34 protein-coding genes are annotated in these 20,958 nt (G+C 59.4%); 31 read left to right on the plus strand and 3 right to left on the minus strand.

All coding sequences use genetic code 11. The features are described 5' to 3' along the window. Positions 1-12 precede the first annotated feature (12 nt). The 28 genes from C6571_RS18125 to C6571_RS18245 all read left to right on the plus strand — a co-directional run bounded on the left by C6571_RS18125 (position 13) and on the right by C6571_RS18245 (position 13,873). Positions 13-984 (plus strand): hypothetical protein, encoded by a 972-nt coding sequence (locus C6571_RS18125; RefSeq protein ID WP_106448439.1) that lies wholly within the window; start codon positions 13-15, stop codon positions 982-984. A 561-nt stretch (positions 985-1,545) separates the two neighbouring features. Continuing rightward, positions 1,546-1,878, plus strand: a complete 333-nt coding sequence (locus C6571_RS19605) for a hypothetical protein (RefSeq protein WP_146139378.1) — start codon at positions 1,546-1,548, stop codon at positions 1,876-1,878. Between the two features lie 80 nt (positions 1,879-1,958). Continuing rightward, positions 1,959-2,177, plus strand: a complete 219-nt coding sequence (locus tag C6571_RS18140) for a hypothetical protein (RefSeq protein ID WP_106448338.1) — start codon at positions 1,959-1,961, stop codon at positions 2,175-2,177. A 32-nt stretch (positions 2,178-2,209) separates the two neighbouring features. After that, positions 2,210-2,392 (plus strand): hypothetical protein, encoded by a 183-nt coding sequence (locus tag C6571_RS18145; RefSeq protein ID WP_013516270.1) that lies wholly within the window; start codon positions 2,210-2,212, stop codon positions 2,390-2,392. 216 nt (positions 2,393-2,608) lie between these two features. Continuing rightward, the gene (locus tag C6571_RS18150; RefSeq protein ID WP_013516271.1) at positions 2,609-2,923 is read left to right on the plus strand and encodes a hypothetical protein; all 315 of its coding nucleotides are present in this window, start codon (positions 2,609-2,611) and stop codon (positions 2,921-2,923) included. 9 nt (positions 2,924-2,932) lie between these two features. Next, positions 2,933-3,253, plus strand: coding sequence for a hypothetical protein (locus C6571_RS18155; protein WP_013516272.1), 321 nt, complete (start codon positions 2,933-2,935; stop codon positions 3,251-3,253). 78 nt (positions 3,254-3,331) lie between these two features. After that, a complete protein-coding gene (locus C6571_RS18160) occupies positions 3,332-3,793 on the plus strand; it encodes a hypothetical protein (protein ID WP_013516273.1) in 462 nt (153 codons plus the stop codon). Between the two features lie 248 nt (positions 3,794-4,041). Then, positions 4,042-4,425: a hypothetical protein gene (locus C6571_RS18165; protein WP_013516274.1), complete on the plus strand. Its 384-nt coding sequence runs from the start codon at positions 4,042-4,044 to the stop codon at positions 4,423-4,425. Continuing rightward, the gene (locus tag C6571_RS18170) at positions 4,422-4,670 is read left to right on the plus strand and encodes a hypothetical protein (RefSeq protein WP_013516275.1); all 249 of its coding nucleotides are present in this window, start codon (positions 4,422-4,424) and stop codon (positions 4,668-4,670) included. Before C6571_RS18165 ends, C6571_RS18170 begins: the two co-directional genes overlap by 4 nt. 72 nt (positions 4,671-4,742) lie before the next feature. Then, on the plus strand, positions 4,743-4,955 hold the full coding sequence (locus C6571_RS19610) for a hypothetical protein (RefSeq protein ID WP_146139379.1): 213 nt from the start codon (positions 4,743-4,745) through the stop codon (positions 4,953-4,955). Positions 4,956-5,144: 189 nt separating this feature from the next. Then, on the plus strand, positions 5,145-6,242 hold the full coding sequence (locus C6571_RS18175) for a hypothetical protein (protein WP_106448341.1): 1,098 nt from the start codon (positions 5,145-5,147) through the stop codon (positions 6,240-6,242). A 172-nt stretch (positions 6,243-6,414) separates the two neighbouring features. Further along, positions 6,415-7,095, plus strand: coding sequence for a tyrosine-type recombinase/integrase (locus tag C6571_RS18180; protein ID WP_106448342.1), 681 nt, complete (start codon positions 6,415-6,417; stop codon positions 7,093-7,095). A 44-nt stretch (positions 7,096-7,139) separates the two neighbouring features. Continuing rightward, the gene (locus C6571_RS18185) at positions 7,140-7,418 is read left to right on the plus strand and encodes a type II toxin-antitoxin system RelE/ParE family toxin (protein ID WP_106448343.1); all 279 of its coding nucleotides are present in this window, start codon (positions 7,140-7,142) and stop codon (positions 7,416-7,418) included. 9 nt (positions 7,419-7,427) lie between these two features. Beyond that, entirely contained in the window at positions 7,428-7,712 is a 285-nt protein-coding gene (locus C6571_RS18190) for a HigA family addiction module antitoxin (RefSeq protein WP_106448344.1), read from the plus strand. Further along, positions 7,712-7,939, plus strand: coding sequence for a hypothetical protein (locus C6571_RS18195; protein ID WP_106448345.1), 228 nt, complete (start codon positions 7,712-7,714; stop codon positions 7,937-7,939). Before C6571_RS18190 ends, C6571_RS18195 begins: the two co-directional genes overlap by 1 nt. Before the next feature lie 52 nt (positions 7,940-7,991). Beyond that, the gene (locus C6571_RS18200) at positions 7,992-8,198 is read left to right on the plus strand and encodes a hypothetical protein (protein WP_106448346.1); all 207 of its coding nucleotides are present in this window, start codon (positions 7,992-7,994) and stop codon (positions 8,196-8,198) included. A gap of 243 nt (positions 8,199-8,441) precedes the next feature. Beyond that, a complete protein-coding gene (locus tag C6571_RS18205) occupies positions 8,442-8,663 on the plus strand; it encodes a hypothetical protein (protein ID WP_106448347.1) in 222 nt (73 codons plus the stop codon). An 18-nt stretch (positions 8,664-8,681) separates the two neighbouring features. After that, positions 8,682-8,948 carry a hypothetical protein gene (locus tag C6571_RS18210; protein ID WP_106448348.1) on the plus strand — a complete coding sequence of 89 codons (267 nt, stop codon included), beginning with the start codon at positions 8,682-8,684 and terminating at the stop codon, positions 8,946-8,948. Positions 8,949-8,960: 12 nt separating this feature from the next. After that, positions 8,961-9,296, plus strand: coding sequence for a hypothetical protein (locus C6571_RS18215; RefSeq protein WP_170094851.1), 336 nt, complete (start codon positions 8,961-8,963; stop codon positions 9,294-9,296). 13 nt (positions 9,297-9,309) lie between these two features. Continuing rightward, positions 9,310-9,630 (plus strand): hypothetical protein, encoded by a 321-nt coding sequence (locus C6571_RS19615; RefSeq protein ID WP_146139380.1) that lies wholly within the window; start codon positions 9,310-9,312, stop codon positions 9,628-9,630. A 223-nt stretch (positions 9,631-9,853) separates the two neighbouring features. Then, entirely contained in the window at positions 9,854-10,018 is a 165-nt protein-coding gene (locus tag C6571_RS19780) for a hypothetical protein (RefSeq protein WP_170094853.1), read from the plus strand. Positions 10,019-10,030: 12 nt separating this feature from the next. After that, positions 10,031-10,630 (plus strand): hypothetical protein, encoded by a 600-nt coding sequence (locus C6571_RS18220; protein WP_106448349.1) that lies wholly within the window; start codon positions 10,031-10,033, stop codon positions 10,628-10,630. A gap of 11 nt (positions 10,631-10,641) precedes the next feature. After that, positions 10,642-10,824: a hypothetical protein gene (locus C6571_RS18225; RefSeq protein WP_106448350.1), complete on the plus strand. Its 183-nt coding sequence runs from the start codon at positions 10,642-10,644 to the stop codon at positions 10,822-10,824. 14 nt (positions 10,825-10,838) lie between these two features. Further along, the gene (locus tag C6571_RS19620) at positions 10,839-11,114 is read left to right on the plus strand and encodes a hypothetical protein (protein ID WP_146139381.1); all 276 of its coding nucleotides are present in this window, start codon (positions 10,839-10,841) and stop codon (positions 11,112-11,114) included. 453 nt (positions 11,115-11,567) lie between these two features. Next, positions 11,568-12,176 carry a phospholipase D family nuclease gene (locus C6571_RS18230; protein ID WP_106448351.1) on the plus strand — a complete coding sequence of 203 codons (609 nt, stop codon included), beginning with the start codon at positions 11,568-11,570 and terminating at the stop codon, positions 12,174-12,176. A 52-nt stretch (positions 12,177-12,228) separates the two neighbouring features. Beyond that, positions 12,229-12,594: a hypothetical protein gene (locus C6571_RS18235; RefSeq protein ID WP_013516303.1), complete on the plus strand. Its 366-nt coding sequence runs from the start codon at positions 12,229-12,231 to the stop codon at positions 12,592-12,594. A 38-nt stretch (positions 12,595-12,632) separates the two neighbouring features. Further along, a complete protein-coding gene (locus tag C6571_RS18240) occupies positions 12,633-13,580 on the plus strand; it encodes a S49 family peptidase (protein WP_013516304.1) in 948 nt (315 codons plus the stop codon). 14 nt (positions 13,581-13,594) lie between these two features. After that, a complete protein-coding gene (locus tag C6571_RS18245) occupies positions 13,595-13,873 on the plus strand; it encodes a hypothetical protein (RefSeq protein WP_013516305.1) in 279 nt (92 codons plus the stop codon). Positions 13,874-14,207: 334 nt separating this feature from the next. Here the strand turns inward: C6571_RS18245 and C6571_RS18255 are convergent, their stop codons facing one another. The 3 genes from C6571_RS18255 to merR all read right to left on the minus strand — a co-directional run bounded on the left by C6571_RS18255 (position 14,208) and on the right by merR (position 18,474). Further along, positions 14,208-17,237 carry a Tn3 family transposase gene (locus tag C6571_RS18255; RefSeq protein WP_012077404.1) on the minus strand — a complete coding sequence of 1,010 codons (3,030 nt, stop codon included), beginning with the start codon at positions 17,235-17,237 and terminating at the stop codon, positions 14,208-14,210. Beyond that, positions 17,234-17,827 (minus strand): recombinase family protein, encoded by a 594-nt coding sequence (locus C6571_RS18260; protein WP_012435588.1) that lies wholly within the window; start codon positions 17,825-17,827, stop codon positions 17,234-17,236. Before C6571_RS18260 ends, C6571_RS18255 begins: the two co-directional genes overlap by 4 nt. Before the next feature lie 212 nt (positions 17,828-18,039). Continuing rightward, on the minus strand, positions 18,040-18,474 hold the full coding sequence (gene merR / locus C6571_RS18265; RefSeq protein WP_106448353.1) for an Hg(II)-responsive transcriptional regulator: 435 nt from the start codon (positions 18,472-18,474) through the stop codon (positions 18,040-18,042). A 71-nt stretch (positions 18,475-18,545) separates the two neighbouring features. On the opposite strand from merR, the gene C6571_RS18270 reads away from it, so the two are divergent. The 3 genes from C6571_RS18270 (at position 18,546) to merA (ending at position 20,944) form a co-directional block, all read left to right on the plus strand. Next, positions 18,546-18,896 (plus strand): mercuric transport protein MerT, encoded by a 351-nt coding sequence (locus C6571_RS18270; protein ID WP_001294666.1) that lies wholly within the window; start codon positions 18,546-18,548, stop codon positions 18,894-18,896. Between the two features lie 15 nt (positions 18,897-18,911). Beyond that, positions 18,912-19,187, plus strand: a complete 276-nt coding sequence (gene merP / locus C6571_RS18275) for a mercury resistance system periplasmic binding protein MerP (RefSeq protein WP_000732290.1) — start codon at positions 18,912-18,914, stop codon at positions 19,185-19,187. Between the two features lie 71 nt (positions 19,188-19,258). Continuing rightward, entirely contained in the window at positions 19,259-20,944 is a 1,686-nt protein-coding gene (gene merA, locus C6571_RS18280) for a mercury(II) reductase (RefSeq protein WP_106448354.1), read from the plus strand. The last annotated feature ends 14 nt before the right edge of the window (positions 20,945-20,958 follow it).

A 20,958-nucleotide genomic window follows, 5' to 3' on the forward strand; every position in this document is an offset into this window, starting at 1 on the left:
TTGGAGAAGAACATGAGCAAAGTAGCAATCGATCGGAACATCCTCAAGGTCCTTCTGGCCTGCGCAGAGCATCATGTGGAGGATGTCGAGACCGGCATCGAAGAGGGCTTGTACATCAAGTCCGAAAACACTGATTTGCAGTCGAAGCAGGCGGCATGTGCAGCCGCCGCCCAATTGGTAGAACCTGCTGAAGGCGCGTTCGTAGAAGACATCACCGCCCCCTGCAAACAACCTCCGGTGCCTCGTGTACTGGTCGTTGTCCGCGGAGGGATCGCTGAACCTGTTTTCGATGAAGGCGTTGAAGTAGCGGTCTTCGATTGGGACAACTACAAGAGCGACCCGGAGAGCACTGGCGGCGTCTCCACAAAATTTGCCGAATTGGCGAAGCCCCTTGGAATTCCAGTGGCGCCGGATGAGGAGGCAATCGAAACGAGCGGCCAAGTGCGATACGTCATCCGCTCTTTGAGTGAGGCCGGCGAACCCTTGGGCGCTCCTGGCGCCTTTTGGTCCAACGCTGATGGTTGGGGATGCTTGGAGACAGCCACCCATTTCTCGACCCGAGAAAGGATGTCTTTGAATTTTCCCCTGTCCGCAAGGCAGGACGCTGAGTGGATGCTTGTGGAAGAGGCCAAAGACCTGGCAGCCGAAGCAAGCGCAAAGGCCGCAACTTTGCCAGCCTTTTCGCTGGTGAAAATTGGCGCCGATTGGCTGCCCGATGACGTGACGGTCTCGGCCTATTCCAACGGCCGGCATTGGAACGGTTGGGCCATGCCCCGCTTCACTCTCGAAGCGGGTCATAGCCTTCTCAAGCACATGCCTGACTTGAGCTACAACGGTGCGCGAGACGCATTCATCTCGAAGGATGCTCATGACGACCAGGCGGAGGAAGAAGTGTTCGCTGCTGAGACGCTGATCGTCGGCGGAAGTCCCATCAAGACCTACGCCATTGGCGCTGGTAGTTGGTGCTGGTACCTCGCCGAATAGGCTGTTCAAAGATCCCAGCGGGCTTGCCCGCTAGCTACTCCCCCAACGCAGGACGGCAACAGCCCCTGCAAAAACCCAGGCGCCTGCTCACCCCAGAGCGCCGCCCCATTTTTTAACCCCTGCGGGAACACACCTCCCGCATGGGGGTGTGCCTCGCTTCTTTTCGGAGAATGCCATGACACAAACCACCCCCAAAGCCCACCCCGACCTGGCCAAGCCTGTTCGTACCCTGACCTGCACCTGCTGCGGCCAGCACACCCAAGGCCGCCAGTTCCACAACCAGGACACCGGCTTTGGCCTCGGCGACTGCTGCCACGACTACGTGAAGCCCCGCGTCGAAGATATGGAACGCACCTACGGCATCCATGGCGTCCACTACAAGCTGGACCCCTTGGCCCTCGTGCGCGAAGTCGGGAAAAGCCTCACTGCCCCCAGACCGAATGGCGGATCTCGCAAAACCTCACCGACCGGTGGGGCGACATCAACCGCCACAATGAGGCCAACAAGCCGCTGGAGCTGCTCGAAGGCGATCCCGAACTGCTGGAACGCCTGCGCGCCCAGATGTGGGATGAAATCACCTTCGTGGTGCGCATGGACGGCCAGTTTGGTCTGCTCTACGAGGTGGAATACTCCTCCCGCGAAAGCGAAGACAGAGGCGACCCCAAAGACCAAGCCTCCGACTGGTACAAGACCCTCAAGCCCCAAGCAGAGGTCGAACAGGCCGTGCTCAAAGGAATGGAGTCTCTTGCTCAGCAATTCCCCCGCGTGAAATTCGGCGTACCCGAAGTGAAGTGGATCGTCGATGACCGCCCAGCAGCCTGGGCATTCGTCCCCGATGGCCTGCTCGATGAACAGCAACGCGAAACGCTCGGCAAAGCCCTTCTGGCGCTCTGACGACACCCCTCAACAGTCCGCGAAAGCGGCTCGGGTGGGTGGAGCAACCCCGCCGCCCATCCCCTTCAGGAGACCCGTACATGGCCAATGGTCACGCACTGGTCAAGGAACAACTGCTGCACATGCTCTTCGGCACGATCACATTCGTCGTCCTGGGAGCCATCGCAGTCGGCCTTGACCTGGCTGCCGCATGGATCGCAAGACTCGGCGTCAGTCCCTTCACCCACACGGCAATCGAAATCGCAGCCCATAGCCTGTTGACCATCGATTTGCTACTATTCGCTCTATACACCGCCTAATCGAGCTTCGGGCTCGTCAAGGAGATGTTGAAGTGAAAACCACAACCAACTCCCTCCAGATCCGCCGCATCTTCCGCGACAGCCTCAAGCTGTACTTCGCGCCGCTGACGGGTGCCTACAAAGGCATCAAGAACGAGATGCTGCGCGTTGACCGCGAAATCGTGCGTGACCGAGGAGCACAAGCCAAGCGCAGCAATACTGCTCCGCACGCATAATCCAACCTAAGCCTCCATCTTCGGATGGGGCTTTCCAAAGCGTCCAACCATGGCGCTTCGGAAAGTCTTCTGTCCTGGCGCGTAACGCACCAGACGTTGGAACGGTAGCTAGGCCGTGCCCCAGGGCGAAAACAGCAAAAACGCTCAAAAGAGCAAACTCAACCCGCACGGGCTTCATGCCCTCGGGCCTGGGGCTCGCGCATTTTGGAGAATCCAATGCCCGCACCCCTCACAACAGAACTGCACTGCAAAGTCACCGTCACTGGGGACGCCAGCAGCGAAGAAGACCGCAGCATCCCCGGCACATACGACTTCGAGGTCCACCTCAAGCGCGCCGTGAACCCCGCCGCCCTGACCGATGCGGAGAAATCCGAAATCGCCTGCCAGGTGTTCGACTGCTTCCATGACCACATTGGCATCGACTTCCTTGAAGACTTCTTCATCGGAGTCTCGCTAGCCAGCGGTGCGGAACTCGTTGAAAACGACACGCCGCCCGTCGATCTGGTGGCCAAAGTGAGCTACGAAGCCTGAATGCCAAAAATGCAAGCCAAAGCTCACAAAGCCACGGGCCTGACGTTTGAAGCCATCTTGGATGTGCTGGCCGACAGGACCGTGCTCGCTGCAAACCTCTCTCCTGCGGCGCCCTACCCGCAACGCATGTTGCCCGACAAGCCTTATCGGTTGGAACTCGGCCAATCCTCGTTCTACGTCCACCGAGGGCCAACAATGCGCCCCCTGACGTTCAATGAAGAGCAAGCCGACACAGCCAAGCTGTCAGGCGACCGCTTGACCATGGAAGACGCCCAAGCATTCGTTCTCGACCTCGACCTGGCTCCTGCCGGATCCTGCGAGCAGAACTGACAAACCTTTCCCCCCTCTGCGGGCACTTGATGCCCGCTGGGGCCAGTGCCCGCCTTTTTTCACAAAGGAGAAGCACTGATGTCCATCAACCCCCAACAAGCCCGCGCCCTGCAGGCCCTGCGCAAAGCCATGGCCCTGGCCACCGACAGCGGCCTCTTCGAAGTCATGACGGACCTCTCGGGGCCCGGCGTGGTTCCGGAGTTCACCGCCGCCGTGGCCAAGAGCGAAGCCTTCCTCCTGAAATCCATCCGGATCGAGGGCTTCAACGTCCGCATCGTGGCCAAGGGCGAGCGCTACGGCCTCAATGACTGCCTGGTGCACGACAAGGACGAACCGCTGGTCGAATTCTTCGATGCGGCGCAGGACCATACGGTCTTCGGGCCGCTGGGCCAGTTCGTCAGCCGGTACTACCGCAGCACCCTGATGGAAAGCAAGAACCACGATGGACTCTTGCTCGACACCGGAGCGCCGCACTGGCACATCGGAGCTGAAGGCATGCGCGCCGTGAAGGAATTCATTGGCACCGTGGTCGCCTGCTGATGAGTCCCGAGGCCTGAACCGCCCCCACGAACCCCTCGTGCCCTCGGGCACGGGGCTTTCCCAAGCATCCGCCACGGGTGTTTTGGAAAGCGAATTCATCCCCATGGCTTAGTGCCCTGGACTGATGCGGTAGCTGGCCGCGCCCCAAAGGCGAATCAGCATTCAACCGGCGAAAGCCAACTTAACCACCCTGACGGGCCCTGCGCCCACCAGGGCCGGTGTCCGTCTCTTTTTTAGGAGAACGGAAAATGTCAAATTTCAATGCCGATGATTTCCCGCCAATCATCGTTGGTCGGCAGTATGAGTTCTATGCAGAAATGCAGCAGGCAGAAATGCCAGAGCACGCTCGCATGCGGAACTACACGGGCCAGACGGTCACTGTGACATCTGGGCCGCTGCCGAAGGACGATGATGAGGGCTCAGACCTTTTCAGGATCCGTGCGGCAGACGGTCGAGAGTTTGAGGCCTTCGAGGAAGAGCTGTGCGGCTGGAACAAAGCTCATGGGCAATACTTCTGGCCTGACGGCACCTATGGGCCTGATAGGGACAAGCAGTACCTCGGCAACGAGAGGAATCTGCGAGCGCAACTCAATGGTGGACTCTACCTTGACCAGGTGGAGCGAGTAGCATGACGCCTGAGATCAACGAGATCAGAGCCTTCGTGAACCGTGCTCCCAAGACATGGATGTTCCGCGACGGCGAATTGCTGAATTTCACACCTGCAAGGCATGCATGGCTGAACAAGATGGCCTCCGGGTCACTTGATCAACGCATCAACCGCAGAGCGGGGATCTGTACGCAGACACCGATCTGGAAGTACCCAACCATGAGTGCAATCCAGCGCAACCAGCGCAGGCGCATCAGGCGAGGGTACTGAAAATTTCAACCACCCTGACGGGCATCTGTTGCCCTCGGGCCGGTGTCCGTCTCTTTTTTAGGAGAACGGAAAATGTCGAATTTCATTGAACCATCCACCTTAACGTCTGCATCATTGCTTGCGGATGGCGAGGTGCTTGGCCGTGATGGAGATGGCGGCATGATCCAGTGGGATGCTTCAAGCGGGGCGCCCTACAATTCGGGAGAGACGGTCGAAGAGTTTGGCTTGGACAACTTGTCCGGGGCTGAGCTGAATCGACTGAATCTGGTGCAACGGTCTTCCTGACCGATGACGCTTACATCCGCGAACTGTTTGAAGACGAAATGCCCCAAACCGATGCGCAAGAAAGCAGCGAATCGGCCGCTGAAGCAGCCTGACGACGAATGACAAGCCCTCGGGCTTGCCGGAGCAAATTTCAACCCACGGGGTCACCTATCCCCGTGGGGCGTGGTGACTTCACTTTTTGGAGCAACCATGCAATACACACTCAGCACCTTCCAGGTGCGCCTCGCCGACATCGACAACGAGCCGATCTGGTTCACCTGCCAGGCCGAGGATAAAGAGCACGCCCAGGAGCAAGCGGAGAACGCCTACCCCGGGTACGTTCTGGTCAGCGTCAAGCGACTTCCTCAGATCAAGGCGGGTTCAACTGTCTGGTGGACCGACCCGGATAACGGCTTTTCTTCAGGCCGGTATCAGGTACTCAAGGTCTTGACGGAAAACGGTACGGTGGAGCATGAGGACGATCTGATCTTCCTCGTCAACGAGGCGGGCTCTCAGGTCGAAGCACTTGCCCATGAGATCTCGTCGCCACCGAGCATCGAGGAGCTGGCCATCCAACTTCTCAATTCGGAATCCGATGAGGGCTGCGAAGGCGGCTACACCGTCGTGAACCAACGACTCTTGCTCAATCTGATCTACGAGATTCAGCATACCGCGCTGCAGGCAAAGACTATGGCGGATGCTCGCGCTGAAATTTCAGCTCGGAATCTGCACGGAAACGTGGCAGAAGCAAAGCCTAGCCGCGCAGTTTCGTTGTCGGAAACGACACTCACATTCTCGCTGCCTGATGACTTCGGCGCGGGTTGGGAGTATGTCAACCAGCGACTTCATGGTGCGTCTCATGCATGGGCTGGCTCTTACGATAAGTCGGAGAGCGCAAACTTCGCGCATGAAGCGTTGATGCAGGTGCAGGGCGTCGATTCATCGTATTTGGCAACTGGCATGACATGCAATGTCAGCTTCGTAGTCAATGACATTGCGGAGGCTGTGGCGATCCAGTCACGCCTGCAGGCGGTGGTCGATGCCTTTGAAAGCAAGCCGGAGCGCAGCATTTCAGTGCGAGGCTCCAACTTCTACGACTCCAAAGTCACGGAGTATGACGCGAACGATCCAGACGTTGAGATCGTGAGCGATATGCCCTATTTGAACTATCTCGCCAAATACGTGCCGTTGGCCGAGGCGTTGCCCGCGCTTAGTGGGCACGATCTCGCAGCGTTGCGTGCCGAGGCGGATGAACACCAGCTTGCAAAGCAAGTGGACAAAGACGATTCACCGTCTCCAGGCATGTAAATGCCACACCCCAAAAGGCCACTGCGAACTTCGGTTCCGGTGGCTTTTTTCTTTGGTGCTCCGTTATCCAACTTTCCTTGATGCTGAGGAATGGCGCGGGATATGATCGAAAAAGAGCCTACGCGGCTCCCTCTCTGCATTTCGTCAGCCCCATCGAATTACAGAGAGCAGCATGCAGGACATAACACGCGCCAAGACCCTCCACCAAGGGCAGTTCAACCGCCTCATCAAGATCACCCAGGCCACGTCCCGCTACCCGGAGCGAGATGTGCTCGTTCTGATGCTGGGTCACCACTGCGGCATGCGGATCACCGAGATTTCGCGCATCACCGTGGCCGATGTGATGCACGCCTCGGGCAAGCTGCGCAGCGAAATCAGCATGCGCGAGGCGATCACCAAGGGGTGTCGCCAGCGATGCGCTTACCTGGTGTCCAGGCCTGCCATCCAGGCCCTGGAGACCTACCTGCTGTATCGCATCGAAAAGGGCATTGGAGCCGCCTTCGTGCATGGTCAGTACCGTGGACTACTGCCTCACCAGCCGCTGATTTACAGCAGCCGTGGCGACGGGATGTCCCAGAACACCAAGCGGCGTGTACTGGAAACGGGCGAGAGCCGCGATTACAAGGCCTGCGACAGCCTGCAGTCGCATGTGACCAGGCTGTACCAGCGCGCGGGCATCAAGGGTGGTTCCAGCCACTCAGGACGCCGCACGTTCGCCAGCAAGGTGCTGGCCACCACGGGCGACATGGAGACCGTGGCACAGCTTCTTGGGCACACCAGTATCGATTGCTCGCAGCGCTACGTGGATGTTGACCAGGCCACGCTGCAGGCGATGTTTTCCGAGGCGGTTTGATTGCTCTATTGATGCGCGATGCGCTACACACTACAATATCAACAATGATCAAGAGCTTCAGGCACAAAGGGCTGCAGCGGTATTTTGAGACAGGGAGCAAGGCGGGCATTCAAGCTGCACACGCCCCTCGGCTGCGTTTGCAACTGGCGGCCCTCAACCAGGCAACCAAGCCCGAAGACATGTCGGCTCCTGCTTGGGCGCTTCACCCATTGAAAGGTGGCCTAAAAGGGCATTGGGCCGTCACCGTGAATGGCAACTGGCGCATGGTTTTCACCTTCGACGGAACCGACGCTGTATTGGTGGACTACCTGGACTACCACTGAGAGAAAGACATGACCAAGATGCACAACCCTCCGCACCCCGGCGAAGTCCTGCGCGAATACCTTGGAGAGGTGACCGTAACGGACGCGGCCCAGCAGCTCGGCGTGAACCGCGTCACGCTGACACGCATCGTCTCGGGGCATTCGGGAATTTCCCCTGACATGGCTTTTCGCCTGGCAAGCGCGTTTGGAACGAGTCCTGAACTCTGGGCAGGCATGCAGATGCAGTACGACCTGTACCAGGCCAGCAAGGCGAAGCGTCCGCGCATTCATCGCATCACTGTGGTTCCTGCGTGATGGCCGCGAAGAAAAAGGCCCCCCAGGGTGATACGACGCGCACTGAGCGCGCGAAGGCGCACCTTGAGCGCCTGGCGGAAGCCAAGGGCAAGCGCTTGCTGGTGGATCTCGATGCCGAGGGGCACGCAGCACTGAATGCGCTGCTCGCGGACGGCTATGGGGGAACAAACAAGGCCGTGGTGAACCGTGCTCTGATCGCCGCCAGCAAGCGCATCAAAAGGACTTGACAGCGTTTATATAAACGTCATAATAGAGCCAACTTAACGAAGGAAGTTCATCATGAACGCATCGCAAATCGAGGCAGTGGAAGTGGCGGACGCCCACACGAGCAATGCTGCGCTGCCGACCTACAGCGAACTGCTGCGGTTGGCTCAACGACTGGCATACCCGGATGCGGGCGAACTGCTAATCCTGGATGACTACCGCAATATCGCTCGCAACGTCATCCAGCCCAATGGCGTGAAGATTGACAGCCTCCGGGCCTGAGAGGAAAGCTGTGTCTGACCACATTCACAGAAGTATTGCCCGTGTTGCTGCCAGGAACGCATTTCGTGCCGGGGTAACGGATGATGCGCGTCTATTGGCCGAGGCCCATGTGACTGACAGATTCGCATGCAGCGAGGCTGAAATGCTGGTGCTGCTTCGGTCTGAGCTGGCCCGCGTGCAAGGGCAAAGCAAGGGTGGTCATGTGACCGCAGTTAGACGCCAATTCAAGTAGAGGAAAGCGCCATGAGCAAGACACTTGATGCCCTTCGCAAGCAGCCTTGGATCTCGGCCGTCGATGACGAGCGAGATATTGGCAACTCGATCATCGTCACGCTCAAGAGCGAGTGGGAATTTTGCAGCGAAGACCCAGGTTGCGGAGTCAAGGGGTTTGACAATGTGGCCGATGCCCGTTCTGGTTGCGCACGGCGCGAAGTGCAACTATCTGCGCCATCGAGTGCAAACTAAACCGAAGGAAAGACCATAGTGCAGCTCACTATCCCCGCGACGTACTGGGACGACTACAGCGAGCGCCAAGCTGTAGATGAGCCGTCGCAGATGGCAGTTGAGGTGAAGCGGGCGGGGAGCCGCGTCACCATCGAGGTGGACGCGACCCAGTTGCGATACCTGAAGAGTGATGCCGACTTCTACGCCCAGGGCAATACCGACGACACACCGCCCGCAGTTATACGTGGCGCGAGGCGCGTAGCTGAGCTGTGCGTCGCGATCGACAACCAGGCAAAGACTTGGTAGAAGGAAATCACCATGCCTGAGTTCAAGCTGAAGCGCGAGTCGCTGAACACCATCACGGATGTCGAAATTGCCTTCGGCACTACCAAGCTGTTGCCGCCTTTTGATGCGGTGCCTGATGAGTTCAAGCGCGGGAATGACTACACGCGGCTGCTGGACCATTTGTTTGCTGGCCAACCAGCGCCCGAAGGCGAGATCGTGTTTCGTGAGGGCTTCGATGACACTGAAGCTCCCTCGCTCCTGAACCGTGTGGTGATGGCTCATCTTCGCTCGTTCGAGCCTAAGCACGAGCACAAGATCGCAGGCCTCGGCTACCTCGTTAGCCAAGCATGCGAAGTCCGTTTGACCTGAAGGAAAGAGCGCGATGCAGTGTCATGATGTCAAGCCATCTGATTTAGCACCAGGGGTCTATTGGTACGTTGTTCCGGCTAGACCTGCTGAGATTTGCGAGAAGCGCGATGGTGAGGATTTTGTTCGCTTCACAAATGGTGGCCGCCAGTCCTGGGTTCGCGATGGGGAGGGTTTCATTGGACCGCTATTCTCGCCATCAAAAGATAGTGCGGCCGTAGTTGAAATGCAGGCCGCATTCGAGAAAAAGTATCAGCGTGATTGGAATGATCCTGCAGGTGACGAGATGAAGGCAATCTGGGCCGATGCCTGGGCGGCTGCAAAAGCGGCTGCATAGCGAAGGAAATCACCCATGTCCTCTGCAGAGATTAAGCCAGGCACGCGGTTTGCGCGTGATGGCAAAACACGCGAGGTTGTGCGGCTCATCCCCGCCAATCGCTTCACCTCCGCAGCAGTTGAATGGCGGCGTCCTGGACAAGAGTTCCGTAGCTCTGCATGCAGTGTGCATGCATGGGCTAAGTGGGCCCAAAAGGCTCGTCAAATCTCATAGGAAAGAGGCTATGAAAATCGTAGTGAAAGTCACCAGAGCAGAACTGGCTGAAATGGATTCGAGCGAAGAGCAGCTTGAAGATGCCGTGCGCAATGCCGTGACTGGCGGGATCGATGATGGAAACGGCACGTTGTACCTCAACGATGTGCATGTGGACGTTCAGGTTACGGGCTGAGCGGAAAACAGGATGGATATGAACGCCTCAATCGCTATGCTGATCAAGCCCCATGTGGATATGGCGTTGGCCCATCAGTTTCGCTTGGAGCTAGTGCATCCGCACACCCAGCAGCGGATGACGCCTGTTCAACGCGAAGAGTTTCTGACCCACGCTTTCGCAGAGATTGCCAACGGCATGGGTGTTGACCGATTTCTGCAAACACCGGCCGAGCGGCTGGATCAGTTTGCTGTCATGTCGGTGATGAAAAACCATGACACGGCAGGACTACTCCGCAGCCTGGTCAACTCGTTCATGATTGCCTACGCCTGCCCGGAAACCAGCGACCGAGCTTTTGCGGCCCTGGTGCAGATCGAGGGCCTTCGTGCCGAAGTGGCCGACTCCAAGGGCCAGGGCCAAATGACAAACAAGCCGGACTTACAGAAGGCTGCCCGTGAGCTGGAAGCGCATCTGAGCGCCTCCGCAGGCCCAAACCACACACCTCAGTCGCCTTTGTTCAAGGTTCTGATCGGGGCGGACAGGGTTTATGTGAAGTCTGGATACCCGCTCAAGGATGTCCCAAAGGTATTCATGGGTTTTCCGGTGGAGCCGGTTGTTGGCCAACCGATGTAAAGGAAAGAGCAATGGTCTTTGAGAGCATGAAAAAAGAGCTGAGCGAGCTGGTCGGCCTGGTTCGACAGAGTGAGCGCTACTGCGCAGCCGTGGCCTCCAAGCCCGACCTGGCCACGTCCGAATCCCATGCGTTGGAGGTCCAGCGTGAACACCGCATTGCCGAGCTTTCTGCGCGCTACGGCATCGCGGCCTGATCAAGGAAATCAGTATGGAAACGCCTGGCCTAAGCCCTATTCAGGATCTTCTGCACAAAGCGGCAGGGAGCGCTCCCACCCGAGTGCGGCACAAAGACTTCAATGGGTCGCCGAATGATGCGCAGGGAATGCTCAATGTCTGGTTAGCGCGGAACCAGGATGCACGCGTCATCAATGTTGAGACGCTGATGATGTACTCCTCTGCGTCGATGATTAGCGGAGCCAGCCGCAGAGAGATGGGCCTCAGGGTGTGGTACGAGTTGGGTGGTGATGGTGAAATAGCCCCTTGATTCCCCGGCCCCGTCCTATCGGGATCGCGGCTTGGAAGTCGAAAACAGGACGTTGTATCTCTCTGGCTTCAACGTCGATATACGGGGCACGGAGGGACCGCGGCAGCCGCTGCGCTGAACTAATCACATAGCAACTCGCCAACAACAGTTACCCCAATCTGTGGGATGTACCGAGATCCCTGCTGGGTGTTGCCGAGAAGCCGTCCCCAGCTCTTGACTGGCGAACCGAACCCTCCCGAGTCAAAGCGGGCCGCGCACAGCAACGCCGGGAGCGGGCTCAGGCGGTTCCCGGCGTCAACAAGAGGGCTGCGACGAGGGCCCGCAATGGCAAAGGGAGCGATGCCAGGGCAGCGGCGGGCAGAGCGCAAACAGCGCCGAAAGGGGCGTATTTCCGTTGCGGATACGAGGGGGCAGGAACTATGCTGAAGCCCCTTTCTGATTCCAGGCGCATCCATGCTGCTACGCACTGCAACAACAATCTGTGTTCTTGCCACCGGCCTCCTGGTAGGCGCCCCGGCTCCAGCCTGGGTCAAAGAGGCTACCGTCGCCGCTCGCCAGGCGCTCTCGACCTCCCAAATACAAAAAGCTCCTGCAACCGGCACCATTGAGGTTGGGTTTTCGCCCAACAAAGGGGCCGAAGAGCTGGTGTTGAAGGTGCTTCGCTCGGCCCAATCCGAAATCAAGTTGATGGCCTACGCATTTACGAGCGCACGCGTCACAAAATCACTTTTGGAGGCAACTCACCGGGGCGTGCGGGTGAGTGTTCTTGTCGATAGCAAGAGCGCAAGCGCCTCGAAACAAACGCAGGCGGCTCTATCTGCATTATCTACCGCAGGCGCCCAAGTGCGAACCATCGACGTTTTTCCGATTCACCACGACAAAGTGATCATTATCGACAACCAGCACGTTCAGTTGGGCAGCTACAACTATTCGACAGCAGCCGCCACCAAAAACAGTGAAAACGTTCTTGTCAACTGGTCAAATCCCTCGCTCGCCAAAATTTACGAGGGTCATTTCGTAAACAATTGGGCTTTGGCGCAACAATTCACAGGGAACTATTGAATTGGAATTGATTGATTGATATAATTCAATTGCAATCAGTAAGAGGTTCATCATGGGATTCATCAGCGCCATTCAGAAATTGTTCGGTCGCAGCGGCAGGGAAGATTCGGCCGAAGAAATCAATGCGCGAATTGAAGCGCTTGAAGCAAAATATTTCCGGTTCTCTCAAGGCAATGAGCTGATCGGCCCTGCTTATGGCAACGGGGCTGCTGATTACGTTGGCGAAGCGATTCGTGCTGGGCTTTCGAAAGTAAAGGGCAGCGACATGGACTTCAGAAGGGATGAAATGTTCTTCTATGGGGACCCCATGACCGACAACTTTTACATGAACCCCGCAGTTGCAGAGGCCAATTCGCTTTCATCTTCTGATGAGCCGTCATTTTGGATCAACTCGCTCGGCCCAAGTTGGGACGATTAATCTGCTGAGACGCGTCCGCACAAGAAAGTCATAGTTGAATGTGGAAAAAGAAACCTAACGCCACCCCACTGAGCAATGAGGATTTGCTTCGCGTGCAGATCGCCTCAGAAAAATCCGACCTCCGATGGAAGAGGGCTAAACGTGCGCTAGTTGCCGTGATGGCCGCATGGGGTCTCGCGGGCGTCTGGTTGGCAAGCGATCTGGGGCCAGGAAAGAGCAAGGCACACGTCCCGGTCATTCGCATCGAAGGCGGCATCGCAGGCGACAGCACCAAGATCAATGCGGACTCAGTAAATAAATTACTTGCAAAAGCGTTCGATGACGATTCCGCCAGCGCCGTGGTGCTTTATATCGACTCCCCAGGCGGCTCCCCCGCTGAGGCCGACCGGATCGGCAGTTTTATTGCGCGCAAGAAACAGGAAACTGGCAAGCCCTTGTACTCCGTGTGCGCCAATATGTGTGCGTCGGCCGGGTACATGATCGCTATGCATGGTGATGAGATCTATGCAAGCAAATACAGCCTCATCGGCTCTATTGGGGCCATTCTTAGTTCATGGAATTTTTCACAGGCCATCGGCAAAGTGGGCGTGCAGCACAACGCCTACGCCAGTGGCAAGCTCAAGGCCATGCTAAATCCCTATGCGCCCGTCAAGGCGGGGGATGTGGAAAAGGCCCAGGAGCTGGTTGACGGCATGGGTAAAGTCTTTGCAGAGCAGGTGCGCTTTTATCGCAAGGGAAAACTCACGAGCAAGGTGGATCTGTTCACCGGGGAAGTCTGGAGTGGCGAAGAGGCCAAGACCTACGGCCTTGTGGACGTGATTGGCACGCTCGATGACGTGGTTCATGACAAATTCCCCGATGGCTCGCAGATTTTAGACATGGACAAATCTGGCGGCGGTTTCCGCCTCCTGCGCAGCGCTTCCCAAGCCATCAGCCAAGGCATCCAAAGCGGGATGTTGGCCCACGTTCCCTTAATGATGCAATAGTGGAAAGGGTGATCATGCGGTATCGTCTCAACATCCCAAACGGGCTCGATTTCAGTGCCCTAGCCCTCATGTGCTCGTCAGACTCGGAAGTGTTCACCTACAACTCCGGCCCACTGGAAGACGTGTGCGCTGCGTCGGGGCTCGCATTTGCGGAACTCGATGCAGATCCGGAAGAGAGTTTGCGGGTGATCGCAGCTTGGTACGAATTGCACCTGGCCAATGGCGGCGCTCGGCATGATGCTGGCGATACGGCGATCAACGCCATGTCGCGCTGCAGCCTGAGCACCGAGTAACCCGGCGTTCCACACACCCCGCTTTGGGCGTGGGCTTCTGCTGGCAGCCGCCGCCCATTGACGCCGAAACCCCGCAGCAAGTGGCGACCTCCCTATTACCGGCCGCCACCCTCGTTCTTGCCCAGGACTTTGAGGGCGCGAGCCCCCATCCAGACTGTCCATGTGCCTATGCCGACGCCAAAGACGGCCTCTAATTCGCTGACTAGGGAGTCCGGGATATAGCCGTTCAGGCGCAGAACCCCAAGCAGGACGGCGAGGCCACCGCAGACATGTGCGAAGTACGCGATGTACTTGAGTTTGTTGGGGTTCTAAGCCAGAACCGCCGAAATTTCCGTCATCCCAGCTCCAGCCCCGCCACGAGCGCATCCAGGTCGATCATCTTGCCGTCGCTCTGGAAGGTGTAATGCCCGTTCAGCAGGATGTGCCGCCAGGCCGCCGGCGATATCTGGGTCAGGAGAGCGTGCGCCTTGGCGTTGCCGCTCGCCTCGTACTTCATCAGCAGCCGCGAGAGGATGGCCGAGTTGTAGAAGATGACCGCGTTGGCGATCAGCCTGGCGCACTGGTTGCTGATCTCAATTTCGATGTCGGTGCGCCCGGTCAATTCCTTCTTGCCGCCGACCTGGGCGATGGTTGAGCGTAGCTGGTGATAGGACTCGATGCGGTTCTGTGAGCGGTGAACGTTGCGCTCCAGTTGCGGATCGCGCAGGTAGCGCAGCGTGTAGATGCTGCGGATGAGCTTGTCGAACTCGAACACCGCGCGCCGCGTGGGGTTCGGCGCGGTGTAGGTGCATAGCTTGCGGATCAGCGTGCCCTGCGTCATCTCCTTCAGTCCGAGCGTGGCGACAATCTGGTCGAGGTTCGGCTTCTCGCTGACTATGAGATCGCGGTCGATTCTCCCGGCCGGCCGGATCAGGCACTGATCGTACAGCGCCGGATCGTCGGCACTGTAGAGTTCCTTCAACTGATCGCCAAGGTCGGTGAAGCGCGGCTCGAAACGCAGGCCGAACCAGTGCAGGATAGCGAAGTTGGCCTTGTTGACGCTGTGCATGTCGCCGGTGATCGCGGTCGGCACGATGTCCGACGTGTTGCGATACCAGATGTCGAACACGTGATGGGCCTCGTAATCGTGCGCGCCGATCAGGTAGCCGTTGAGCGGCACGTGGTTGCACAGCAGCGTGTAGGCGACCACGCCCTTGCCGCGCCCAAAGTATTTGCGCGAGTGGCGCGCTTTCACGGTCGGCCGCTCGACGCCGAATTTCTGACCATCGACGGCACCGTACAGTGCATCGAGGTCGAACGAGTAGTACGGGAAGATCGGCAGCGCGGCGATGGCGTTGCTGATGCAGTCGTTGGCCGCGTGCAGCGTTGCGTGGCGCAGGTACTGTTGGTAGGCGCTCTCCAGCACGTGGTACGGGATGTCGCTGGTGCGTGCCATGACCTGGTTGCCGTGGTTCATCGCCTGCGCGATGATGACCGCCATCAGGCTGTCGGCGTCGGCGACCTTCTTCGCATAGCGCGGCTGCAAAGGCGTCAGCGCCGACAGGAACTGGCACTGGCCGTTGACGAAGCGGAACACGTCGGCCACGTCGCAGAACGGCAGTTGCTCGTAGAACGCCTTCTCGCGCGCCTTCTGGTTCTCGCCCTTGGGCTTGCGCCATGTCAGCTTCTGCGTGTCCTTGTCGTATTCTAGGTGCGTCAGCTTGCCCTGCTTCAGCTCGCGGTTGAAGGCCAGCCACTGAGCGCGCAGCTCGGTCGCGAGCGCATCGAGCTGGGCATCGAGTGGCTGCCGCAGGAACGGGATGTCGATCTGCGCCAGCACGGCGGCCTTCTCATCCAGCGAAACCAGCTCGTCGGAAAAATGCCGGTGCTGCAAGCTGTCGTCGAGGTAGAGTTCACCCGACTGGAAGCGCTTCCTGACCTGGCGGTACAGCCAGAACTCGTAGCGGTCGGCATGCAGGTCCGTCGGCTTGCCATCGGCATCGAAGGTCAGCAGGTACGGTCGCAAGCGTTTCGGCAGCGTGGCCGCTGGACATTCGGCGAGCGGCCGTTGCGATAGGCGCTGCTGTTTGGCGAACACGTCCTTGGCCCAGGCCAGCGCCACGAGCCACGGGCTGCCCGGATCAGTGCCAGCGAGGTCGAGCGCGACATACAGCGGCCGAAGATGGCGGCGGATGCGCTCAGCCAGGCCGTCCACCGCCTGCCAGTGCAAAGCCAGCTTGCTCACCGGCTTCACGCTCATGCGCTGCGCGGTGGTTTGCAGCGTATCGCGGGGCATGATTTTGTAGGCGCGCTGGCGCACATCGCCGAACGGCGTGGGATCGGGCACGCTGTCGTCGATGTAAAGCGACAGCAGGCGGCCGACCTGCGGTGTGTCTTGCTGACGGCGCACCTGCTCGGCGACAAAGGATTGCTTTGCGCCCGCACTGCTTTCGTCCTCCAACTGCTTCATGTGGTAGGCCATCGCATCGACCAGGTTGTCGGAAAGCTGCCGGTAGCGCACCCAGGCATAGCAAAGCAGGTAGAGGTAGGTCTGATCGGCCTTCAGGTTGCGTAGATCGTGGACGGTGTAGAAGTTCGCCAGGCTGGCGTAGTACAGCAGATTCTGCTGCGAGACGCCGAGCTTGGGCAGCAGCGCCTTGGCGATCCGGTGCAGCGGCTCCAGCGTGGCGCGCTTTTCGCGTTCGCGGGCCATCTGACGCCAGCCAAAGTCCTTGGCGTCCTGCTTGAGCGCCGCCAATTGCGACAGGGTGTCGTCACGCACTAGAAGCCGACCCAGCGCGGCCTTGGCCGATTCGTCCAACACTTCCGACAGCAGGCCAGCCAGCCGCCGACGCTCGGCGGACAGGGCTTCGCTCACCAGCTCTTGCAGGGTGGTATAGCCGGGCCGGATGATCTTGTGCTCGTTTAGCCAGACGATCAGCTCGGCGGCGATGAACCCCGGCATCACGTCGCGCCGCACGGTCTGCGCGGCCTGCTGCGCGAGCTGCGCCAGGAACTCGGCCGCCCACGGCCGGTAGCCGAACAGATCGGCAATCCACTCGCGCTGGGTGTAGTGCTCGTGCTTGGAGATTGGCTTGTGCTCGAAGGACTCGCCGTGGAAGTAGCGGCTCAGCACGAAGGCGCAATCGTGCTCGACCTCACTCCAGTCGAAGCGGAAGAAGGCATGCTTGGCCTTGAAGTAACCGATCTGCAAGATGCAATAGACCTGGGCATGGAGACCAGGCCGGCTGCTGGCGAGCGCCAGTTCGGTTTCAGTCAACGCCAAGTATTCCAGCCGCTGGGCGTCGTCGAAGTCCGGCAGGCCGTACAGGGCTTCCTGCTCGGCGTCCGACAGGACGGTCAATCGTTCGCTCTTGGTCGTCATCGCGATGACGCTCCACGAGAGCCCGTCCAACCAACCCGTGCCAGGGTCTCGATCAGCGTGGTTCGCTTGACGCCGAAGTTGCGGCACACCGCCGCCTTGGACATGCCGCCATCGAGCGCAGCGACGATGGCCTCCAGCTTCTCGCCGGTGATCGCCTGCGGCCGGCCGCCGATCCGGCCGCGTTTGCGGGCGGCAGCCAGACCGGCGACGACACGTTCCTGGATCAAGGCGCGTTCGTACTGCGCGAGCGCGCCGAACACCTGGAACAGAAACTCGCCCGAGGGCGTCGTGGTATCCAGGTTCTCCGTCAGCGAGCGGAACGCCACCTGCTTTTTCTTGAGCGAGGTCACGATGGCGAGCAAGTGCGACAACGAACGGCCGAGCCGGTCGAGCTTCCACACGACCAACACGTCGCCAGGGCGAACGAATTCGAGCGCCCGCGCCAGGCCCGCGCGGTCGTCCTTCGCGCCGGAAGCATGATCCTCGAACAGATGCCGCGCATCGACGCCGACGGCGAGCAGCGCATCGCGCTGCAAGTTCGTGCTCTGGCGGTCGGAGTCCGACGACACGCGCATGTAACCTACCAACATAAGCGGAAAACCATTAAGACGAGGTTTCCGTATGGTAGCGTCTGGCGACAGAGTTTTCCGCACAATTTTGCGGCCACTCGGAGGTTGGTGCAGATGTCACTTTCAGAAGGCGACAGCACGAAATATCAAAAGTCGACCGCACGGTCTTTTCTGACGTTGGAGTCGCCTCAGAAAACGGAAAATAAAGCACGCTAAGGCGTAGTTCCCTCGGGCTACACCGCGTCCGCACTGCGCGGTTCTTTCTTCCCTTGCAGTGACGCAATCAGCGGGCAGGAAACGTTCCCCTTCCGCGCATGGCAGGCGCACACCAAATCAGACAGCACGGCCTCCATGCGCGCCAGGTCAGCCATCCTCTCGCGCACGTCCTTGAGCTTGTGCTCGGCCAGGCTGCTGGCTTCCTCGCAATGGGTGCCATCCTCCAGCCGCAGCAGCTCGGCGATCTCATCCAGGCTGAAGCCCAACCGCTGGGCTGATTTCACGAAGCGCACCCGCGTCACATCCGCCTCGCCATAGCGGCGGATGCTGCCATAGGGCTTGTCCGGCTCCGGCAACAAGCCCTTGCGCTGATAGAACCGGATTGTTTCCACGTTGACCCCGGCCGCCTTGGCGAAAACGCCAATAGTCAGATTCTCCAAATTTTTTTCCATATCGCTTGACTCCGTACATTGGTACGGAAGTAAGCTTAAGCTATCCAATCCAGATTTGAAAGGACAAGCGTATGTCTGAACCTCAAAACGGGCGCGGGGCGCTCTTCACTGGCGGGCTAGCCGCCATCCTCGCCTCGGCTTGCTGCCTGGGGCCGCTGGTTCTGATCGCCCTGGGGTTCAGCGGCGCTTGGATCGGCAACTTGACGGTGTTGGAACCTTATCGCCCGATCTTCATCGGCGCGGCGTTGGTGGCGCTGTTTTTCGCCTGGCGGCGCATCTACCGACCGGCGCAAGCCTGCAAACCAGGGGATGTGTGTGCGATTCCCCAAGTGCGCGCTACTTACAAGCTCATTTTCTGGGTCGTGGCCGCGCTGGTTCTGGTCGCGCTCGGATTTCCCTACGTCATGCCATTTTTCTATTAATCACAGGAGTTCATCATGAAAAAACTGTTTGCCTCTCTCGCCATCGCTGCCGTTGTTGCCCCCGTGTGGGCCGCCACCCAGACCGTCACGCTGTCCGTACCGGGCATGACCTGCTCCGCTTGTCCGATCACCGTCAAGAAGGCGATTTCCAAGGTCGAAGGCGTCAGCAAAGTTAACGTGACCTTCGAGACACGCGAAGCGGTTGTCACCTTCGATGATGCCAAGACCAGCGTGCAGAAGCTGACCAAGGCCACCGAAGACGCAGGCTATCCGTCCAGCGTCAAGAAGTGAGGCACTGAAAACGGCAGCGCAGCACATCTGACGCCCTTGTCTGCTACCACAAACGAAAAAGGATCTGTCGCATGACCCATCTAAAAATCACCGGCATGACCTGCGACTCGTGCGCGGCGCACGTCAAGGAAGCGCTGGAAAAAGTACCCGGCGTCCAATCTGCCATAGTGTCCTATGCCAAGGGCGCGGCCCAGCTCGCCCTTGATCCAGGCACAGCGCCGGACGCACTGACCGCCGCCGTGGCTGGCCTGGGCTACAAAGCGATGCTCGCCGATGCCCCGCCGACCGACAACCGCACTGGGCTGTTCGACAAGGTGCGCGGCTGGATGGGTGCCGCCGACAAGGGCAGCGGCGGCGAGCGCCCGTTGCAAGTCGCCGTGATCGGCAGCGGTGGAGCCGCGATGGCGGCAGCACTGAAGGCCGTCGAGCAAGGCGCGCAGGTCACGCTGATTGAGCGCGGCACCATCGGCGGCACCTGCGTCAACGTCGGTTGTGTGCCGTCCAAGATCATGATCCGCGCCGCCCACATCGCCCATCTGCGCCGGGAAAGCCCATTCGACGGCGGCATGCCACCCACACCGCCGACGATCTTGCGCGAGCGGCTGCTGGCCCAGCAGCAGGCCCGTGTCGAAGAACTCCGTCATGCCAAGTACGAAGGCATCCTGGACGGCAATTCAGCCATCACCGTTCTGCACGGTGAAGCGCGTTTCAAGGACGACCAGAGCCTTATCGTTAGTTTGAACGAGGGTGGTGAGCGCGTCGTGATGTTCGACCGCTGCCTGGTCGCCACGGGTGCCAGTCCGGCCATGCCGCCGATTCCGGGCCTGAAAGAGTCACCCTACTGGACTTCGACCGAGGCCTTGGTCAGCGACACCATTCCCGAACGCCTGGCCGTCATCGGCTCGTCGGTGGTGGCGCTGGAACTGGCGCAAGCCTTCGCCCGGCTGGGTAGCCAGGTCACGATCCTTGCGCGCAGCACGCTGTTCTTCCGCGAAGACCCTGCCATCGGCGAGGCCGTCACAGCCGCCTTCCGTGCCGAAGGAATCAAGGTACTGGAACATACGCAAGCCAGCCAAGTCGCCCATGTGGACGGCGAATTCGTGCTGACCACTGGACAGGGCGAAGTGCGCGCCGACAAGCTGCTGGTCGCCACCGGCCGGACACCGAACACGCGCAGCCTGGCATTGGAAGCGGCGGGGGTAGCCGTCAATGCGCAGGGGGCCATCGTCATCGACAAGGGCATGCGCACCAGTAGCCCGAACATCTACGCGGCCGGCGACTGCACCGACCAGCCGCAGTTCGTCTACGTGGCAGCGGCCGCCGGCACCCGTGCCGCGATCAACATGACCGGCGGCGACGCAGCCCTCAATCTGACCGCGATGCCGGCAGTGGTGTTCACCGACCCGCAAGTCGCCACCGTGGGCTACAGCGAGGCGGAAGCGCACCACGATGGCATCGAGACCGACAGTCGCACGCTGACACTCGACAACGTTCCGCGAGCGCTTGCCAACTTCGACACACGCGGCTTCATCAAGCTGGTCATCGAGGAAGGTAGCGGACGGCTCATCGGCGTGCAGGCGGTGGCCCCGGAAGCGGGCGAACTGATCCAGACGGCGGTGCTCGCCATCCGCAACCGCATGACGGTGCAGGAACTGGCCGACCAGTTGTTCCCCTACCTGACAATGGTCGAGGGGTTGAAGCTTGCGGCGCAGACCTTCAACAAGGACGTGAAGCAGCTTTCCTGCTGCGCTGGATAAAAAAAGGAGGTTTT

Source organism: Simplicispira suum, assembly GCF_003008595.1.
GTDB classification, from domain to species: Bacteria; Pseudomonadota; Gammaproteobacteria; order Burkholderiales; family Burkholderiaceae_C; genus Simplicispira; species Simplicispira suum.

Excerpts from the sequence above, each read along its gene's own strand:
- C6571_RS18255 (WP_012077404.1), bottom strand. The coding sequence starts at position 17,237 with ATGACGACCAAGAGCGAACGATTGACCGTCCTGTCGGACGCCGAGCAG.
- C6571_RS18160 (WP_013516273.1), top strand. The coding sequence starts at position 3,332 with ATGTCCATCAACCCCCAACAAGCCCGCGCCCTGCAGGCCCTGCGCAAA.
- C6571_RS18170 (WP_013516275.1), top strand. The coding sequence starts at position 4,422 with ATGACGCCTGAGATCAACGAGATCAGAGCCTTCGTGAACCGTGCTCCC.
- C6571_RS19615 (WP_146139380.1), top strand. The coding sequence starts at position 9,310 with ATGCAGTGTCATGATGTCAAGCCATCTGATTTAGCACCAGGGGTCTAT.
- C6571_RS19605 (WP_146139378.1), top strand. The coding sequence starts at position 1,546 with ATGTGGGATGAAATCACCTTCGTGGTGCGCATGGACGGCCAGTTTGGT.
- C6571_RS19610 (WP_146139379.1), top strand. The coding sequence starts at position 4,743 with ATGTCGAATTTCATTGAACCATCCACCTTAACGTCTGCATCATTGCTT.
- C6571_RS18165 (WP_013516274.1), top strand. The coding sequence starts at position 4,042 with ATGTCAAATTTCAATGCCGATGATTTCCCGCCAATCATCGTTGGTCGG.
- C6571_RS18190 (WP_106448344.1), top strand. The coding sequence starts at position 7,428 with ATGACCAAGATGCACAACCCTCCGCACCCCGGCGAAGTCCTGCGCGAA.
- C6571_RS18220 (WP_106448349.1), top strand. The coding sequence starts at position 10,031 with ATGGATATGAACGCCTCAATCGCTATGCTGATCAAGCCCCATGTGGAT.
- merR (WP_106448353.1), bottom strand. The coding sequence starts at position 18,474 with ATGGAAAAAAATTTGGAGAATCTGACTATTGGCGTTTTCGCCAAGGCG.
- C6571_RS18225 (WP_106448350.1), top strand. The coding sequence starts at position 10,642 with ATGGTCTTTGAGAGCATGAAAAAAGAGCTGAGCGAGCTGGTCGGCCTG.
- C6571_RS18270 (WP_001294666.1), top strand. The coding sequence starts at position 18,546 with ATGTCTGAACCTCAAAACGGGCGCGGGGCGCTCTTCACTGGCGGGCTA.
- C6571_RS19620 (WP_146139381.1), top strand. The coding sequence starts at position 10,839 with ATGGAAACGCCTGGCCTAAGCCCTATTCAGGATCTTCTGCACAAAGCG.
- C6571_RS18185 (WP_106448343.1), top strand. The coding sequence starts at position 7,140 with ATGATCAAGAGCTTCAGGCACAAAGGGCTGCAGCGGTATTTTGAGACA.
- C6571_RS18155 (WP_013516272.1), top strand. The coding sequence starts at position 2,933 with ATGCAAGCCAAAGCTCACAAAGCCACGGGCCTGACGTTTGAAGCCATC.
- C6571_RS18180 (WP_106448342.1), top strand. The coding sequence starts at position 6,415 with ATGCAGGACATAACACGCGCCAAGACCCTCCACCAAGGGCAGTTCAAC.
- C6571_RS18230 (WP_106448351.1), top strand. The coding sequence starts at position 11,568 with ATGCTGCTACGCACTGCAACAACAATCTGTGTTCTTGCCACCGGCCTC.
- C6571_RS18215 (WP_170094851.1), top strand. The coding sequence starts at position 8,961 with ATGCCTGAGTTCAAGCTGAAGCGCGAGTCGCTGAACACCATCACGGAT.
- C6571_RS18240 (WP_013516304.1), top strand. The coding sequence starts at position 12,633 with ATGTGGAAAAAGAAACCTAACGCCACCCCACTGAGCAATGAGGATTTG.
- C6571_RS18195 (WP_106448345.1), top strand. The coding sequence starts at position 7,712 with ATGGCCGCGAAGAAAAAGGCCCCCCAGGGTGATACGACGCGCACTGAG.
- C6571_RS18150 (WP_013516271.1), top strand. The coding sequence starts at position 2,609 with ATGCCCGCACCCCTCACAACAGAACTGCACTGCAAAGTCACCGTCACT.
- C6571_RS18205 (WP_106448347.1), top strand. The coding sequence starts at position 8,442 with ATGAGCAAGACACTTGATGCCCTTCGCAAGCAGCCTTGGATCTCGGCC.
- C6571_RS18140 (WP_106448338.1), top strand. The coding sequence starts at position 1,959 with ATGGCCAATGGTCACGCACTGGTCAAGGAACAACTGCTGCACATGCTC.
- C6571_RS18235 (WP_013516303.1), top strand. The coding sequence starts at position 12,229 with ATGGGATTCATCAGCGCCATTCAGAAATTGTTCGGTCGCAGCGGCAGG.
- C6571_RS18245 (WP_013516305.1), top strand. The coding sequence starts at position 13,595 with ATGCGGTATCGTCTCAACATCCCAAACGGGCTCGATTTCAGTGCCCTA.
- merA (WP_106448354.1), top strand. The coding sequence starts at position 19,259 with ATGACCCATCTAAAAATCACCGGCATGACCTGCGACTCGTGCGCGGCG.
- C6571_RS18175 (WP_106448341.1), top strand. The coding sequence starts at position 5,145 with ATGCAATACACACTCAGCACCTTCCAGGTGCGCCTCGCCGACATCGAC.
- C6571_RS18125 (WP_106448439.1), top strand. The coding sequence starts at position 13 with ATGAGCAAAGTAGCAATCGATCGGAACATCCTCAAGGTCCTTCTGGCC.
- merP (WP_000732290.1), top strand. The coding sequence starts at position 18,912 with ATGAAAAAACTGTTTGCCTCTCTCGCCATCGCTGCCGTTGTTGCCCCC.
- C6571_RS19780 (WP_170094853.1), top strand. The coding sequence starts at position 9,854 with ATGAAAATCGTAGTGAAAGTCACCAGAGCAGAACTGGCTGAAATGGAT.
- C6571_RS18260 (WP_012435588.1), bottom strand. The coding sequence starts at position 17,827 with ATGTTGGTAGGTTACATGCGCGTGTCGTCGGACTCCGACCGCCAGAGC.
- C6571_RS18200 (WP_106448346.1), top strand. The coding sequence starts at position 7,992 with ATGAACGCATCGCAAATCGAGGCAGTGGAAGTGGCGGACGCCCACACG.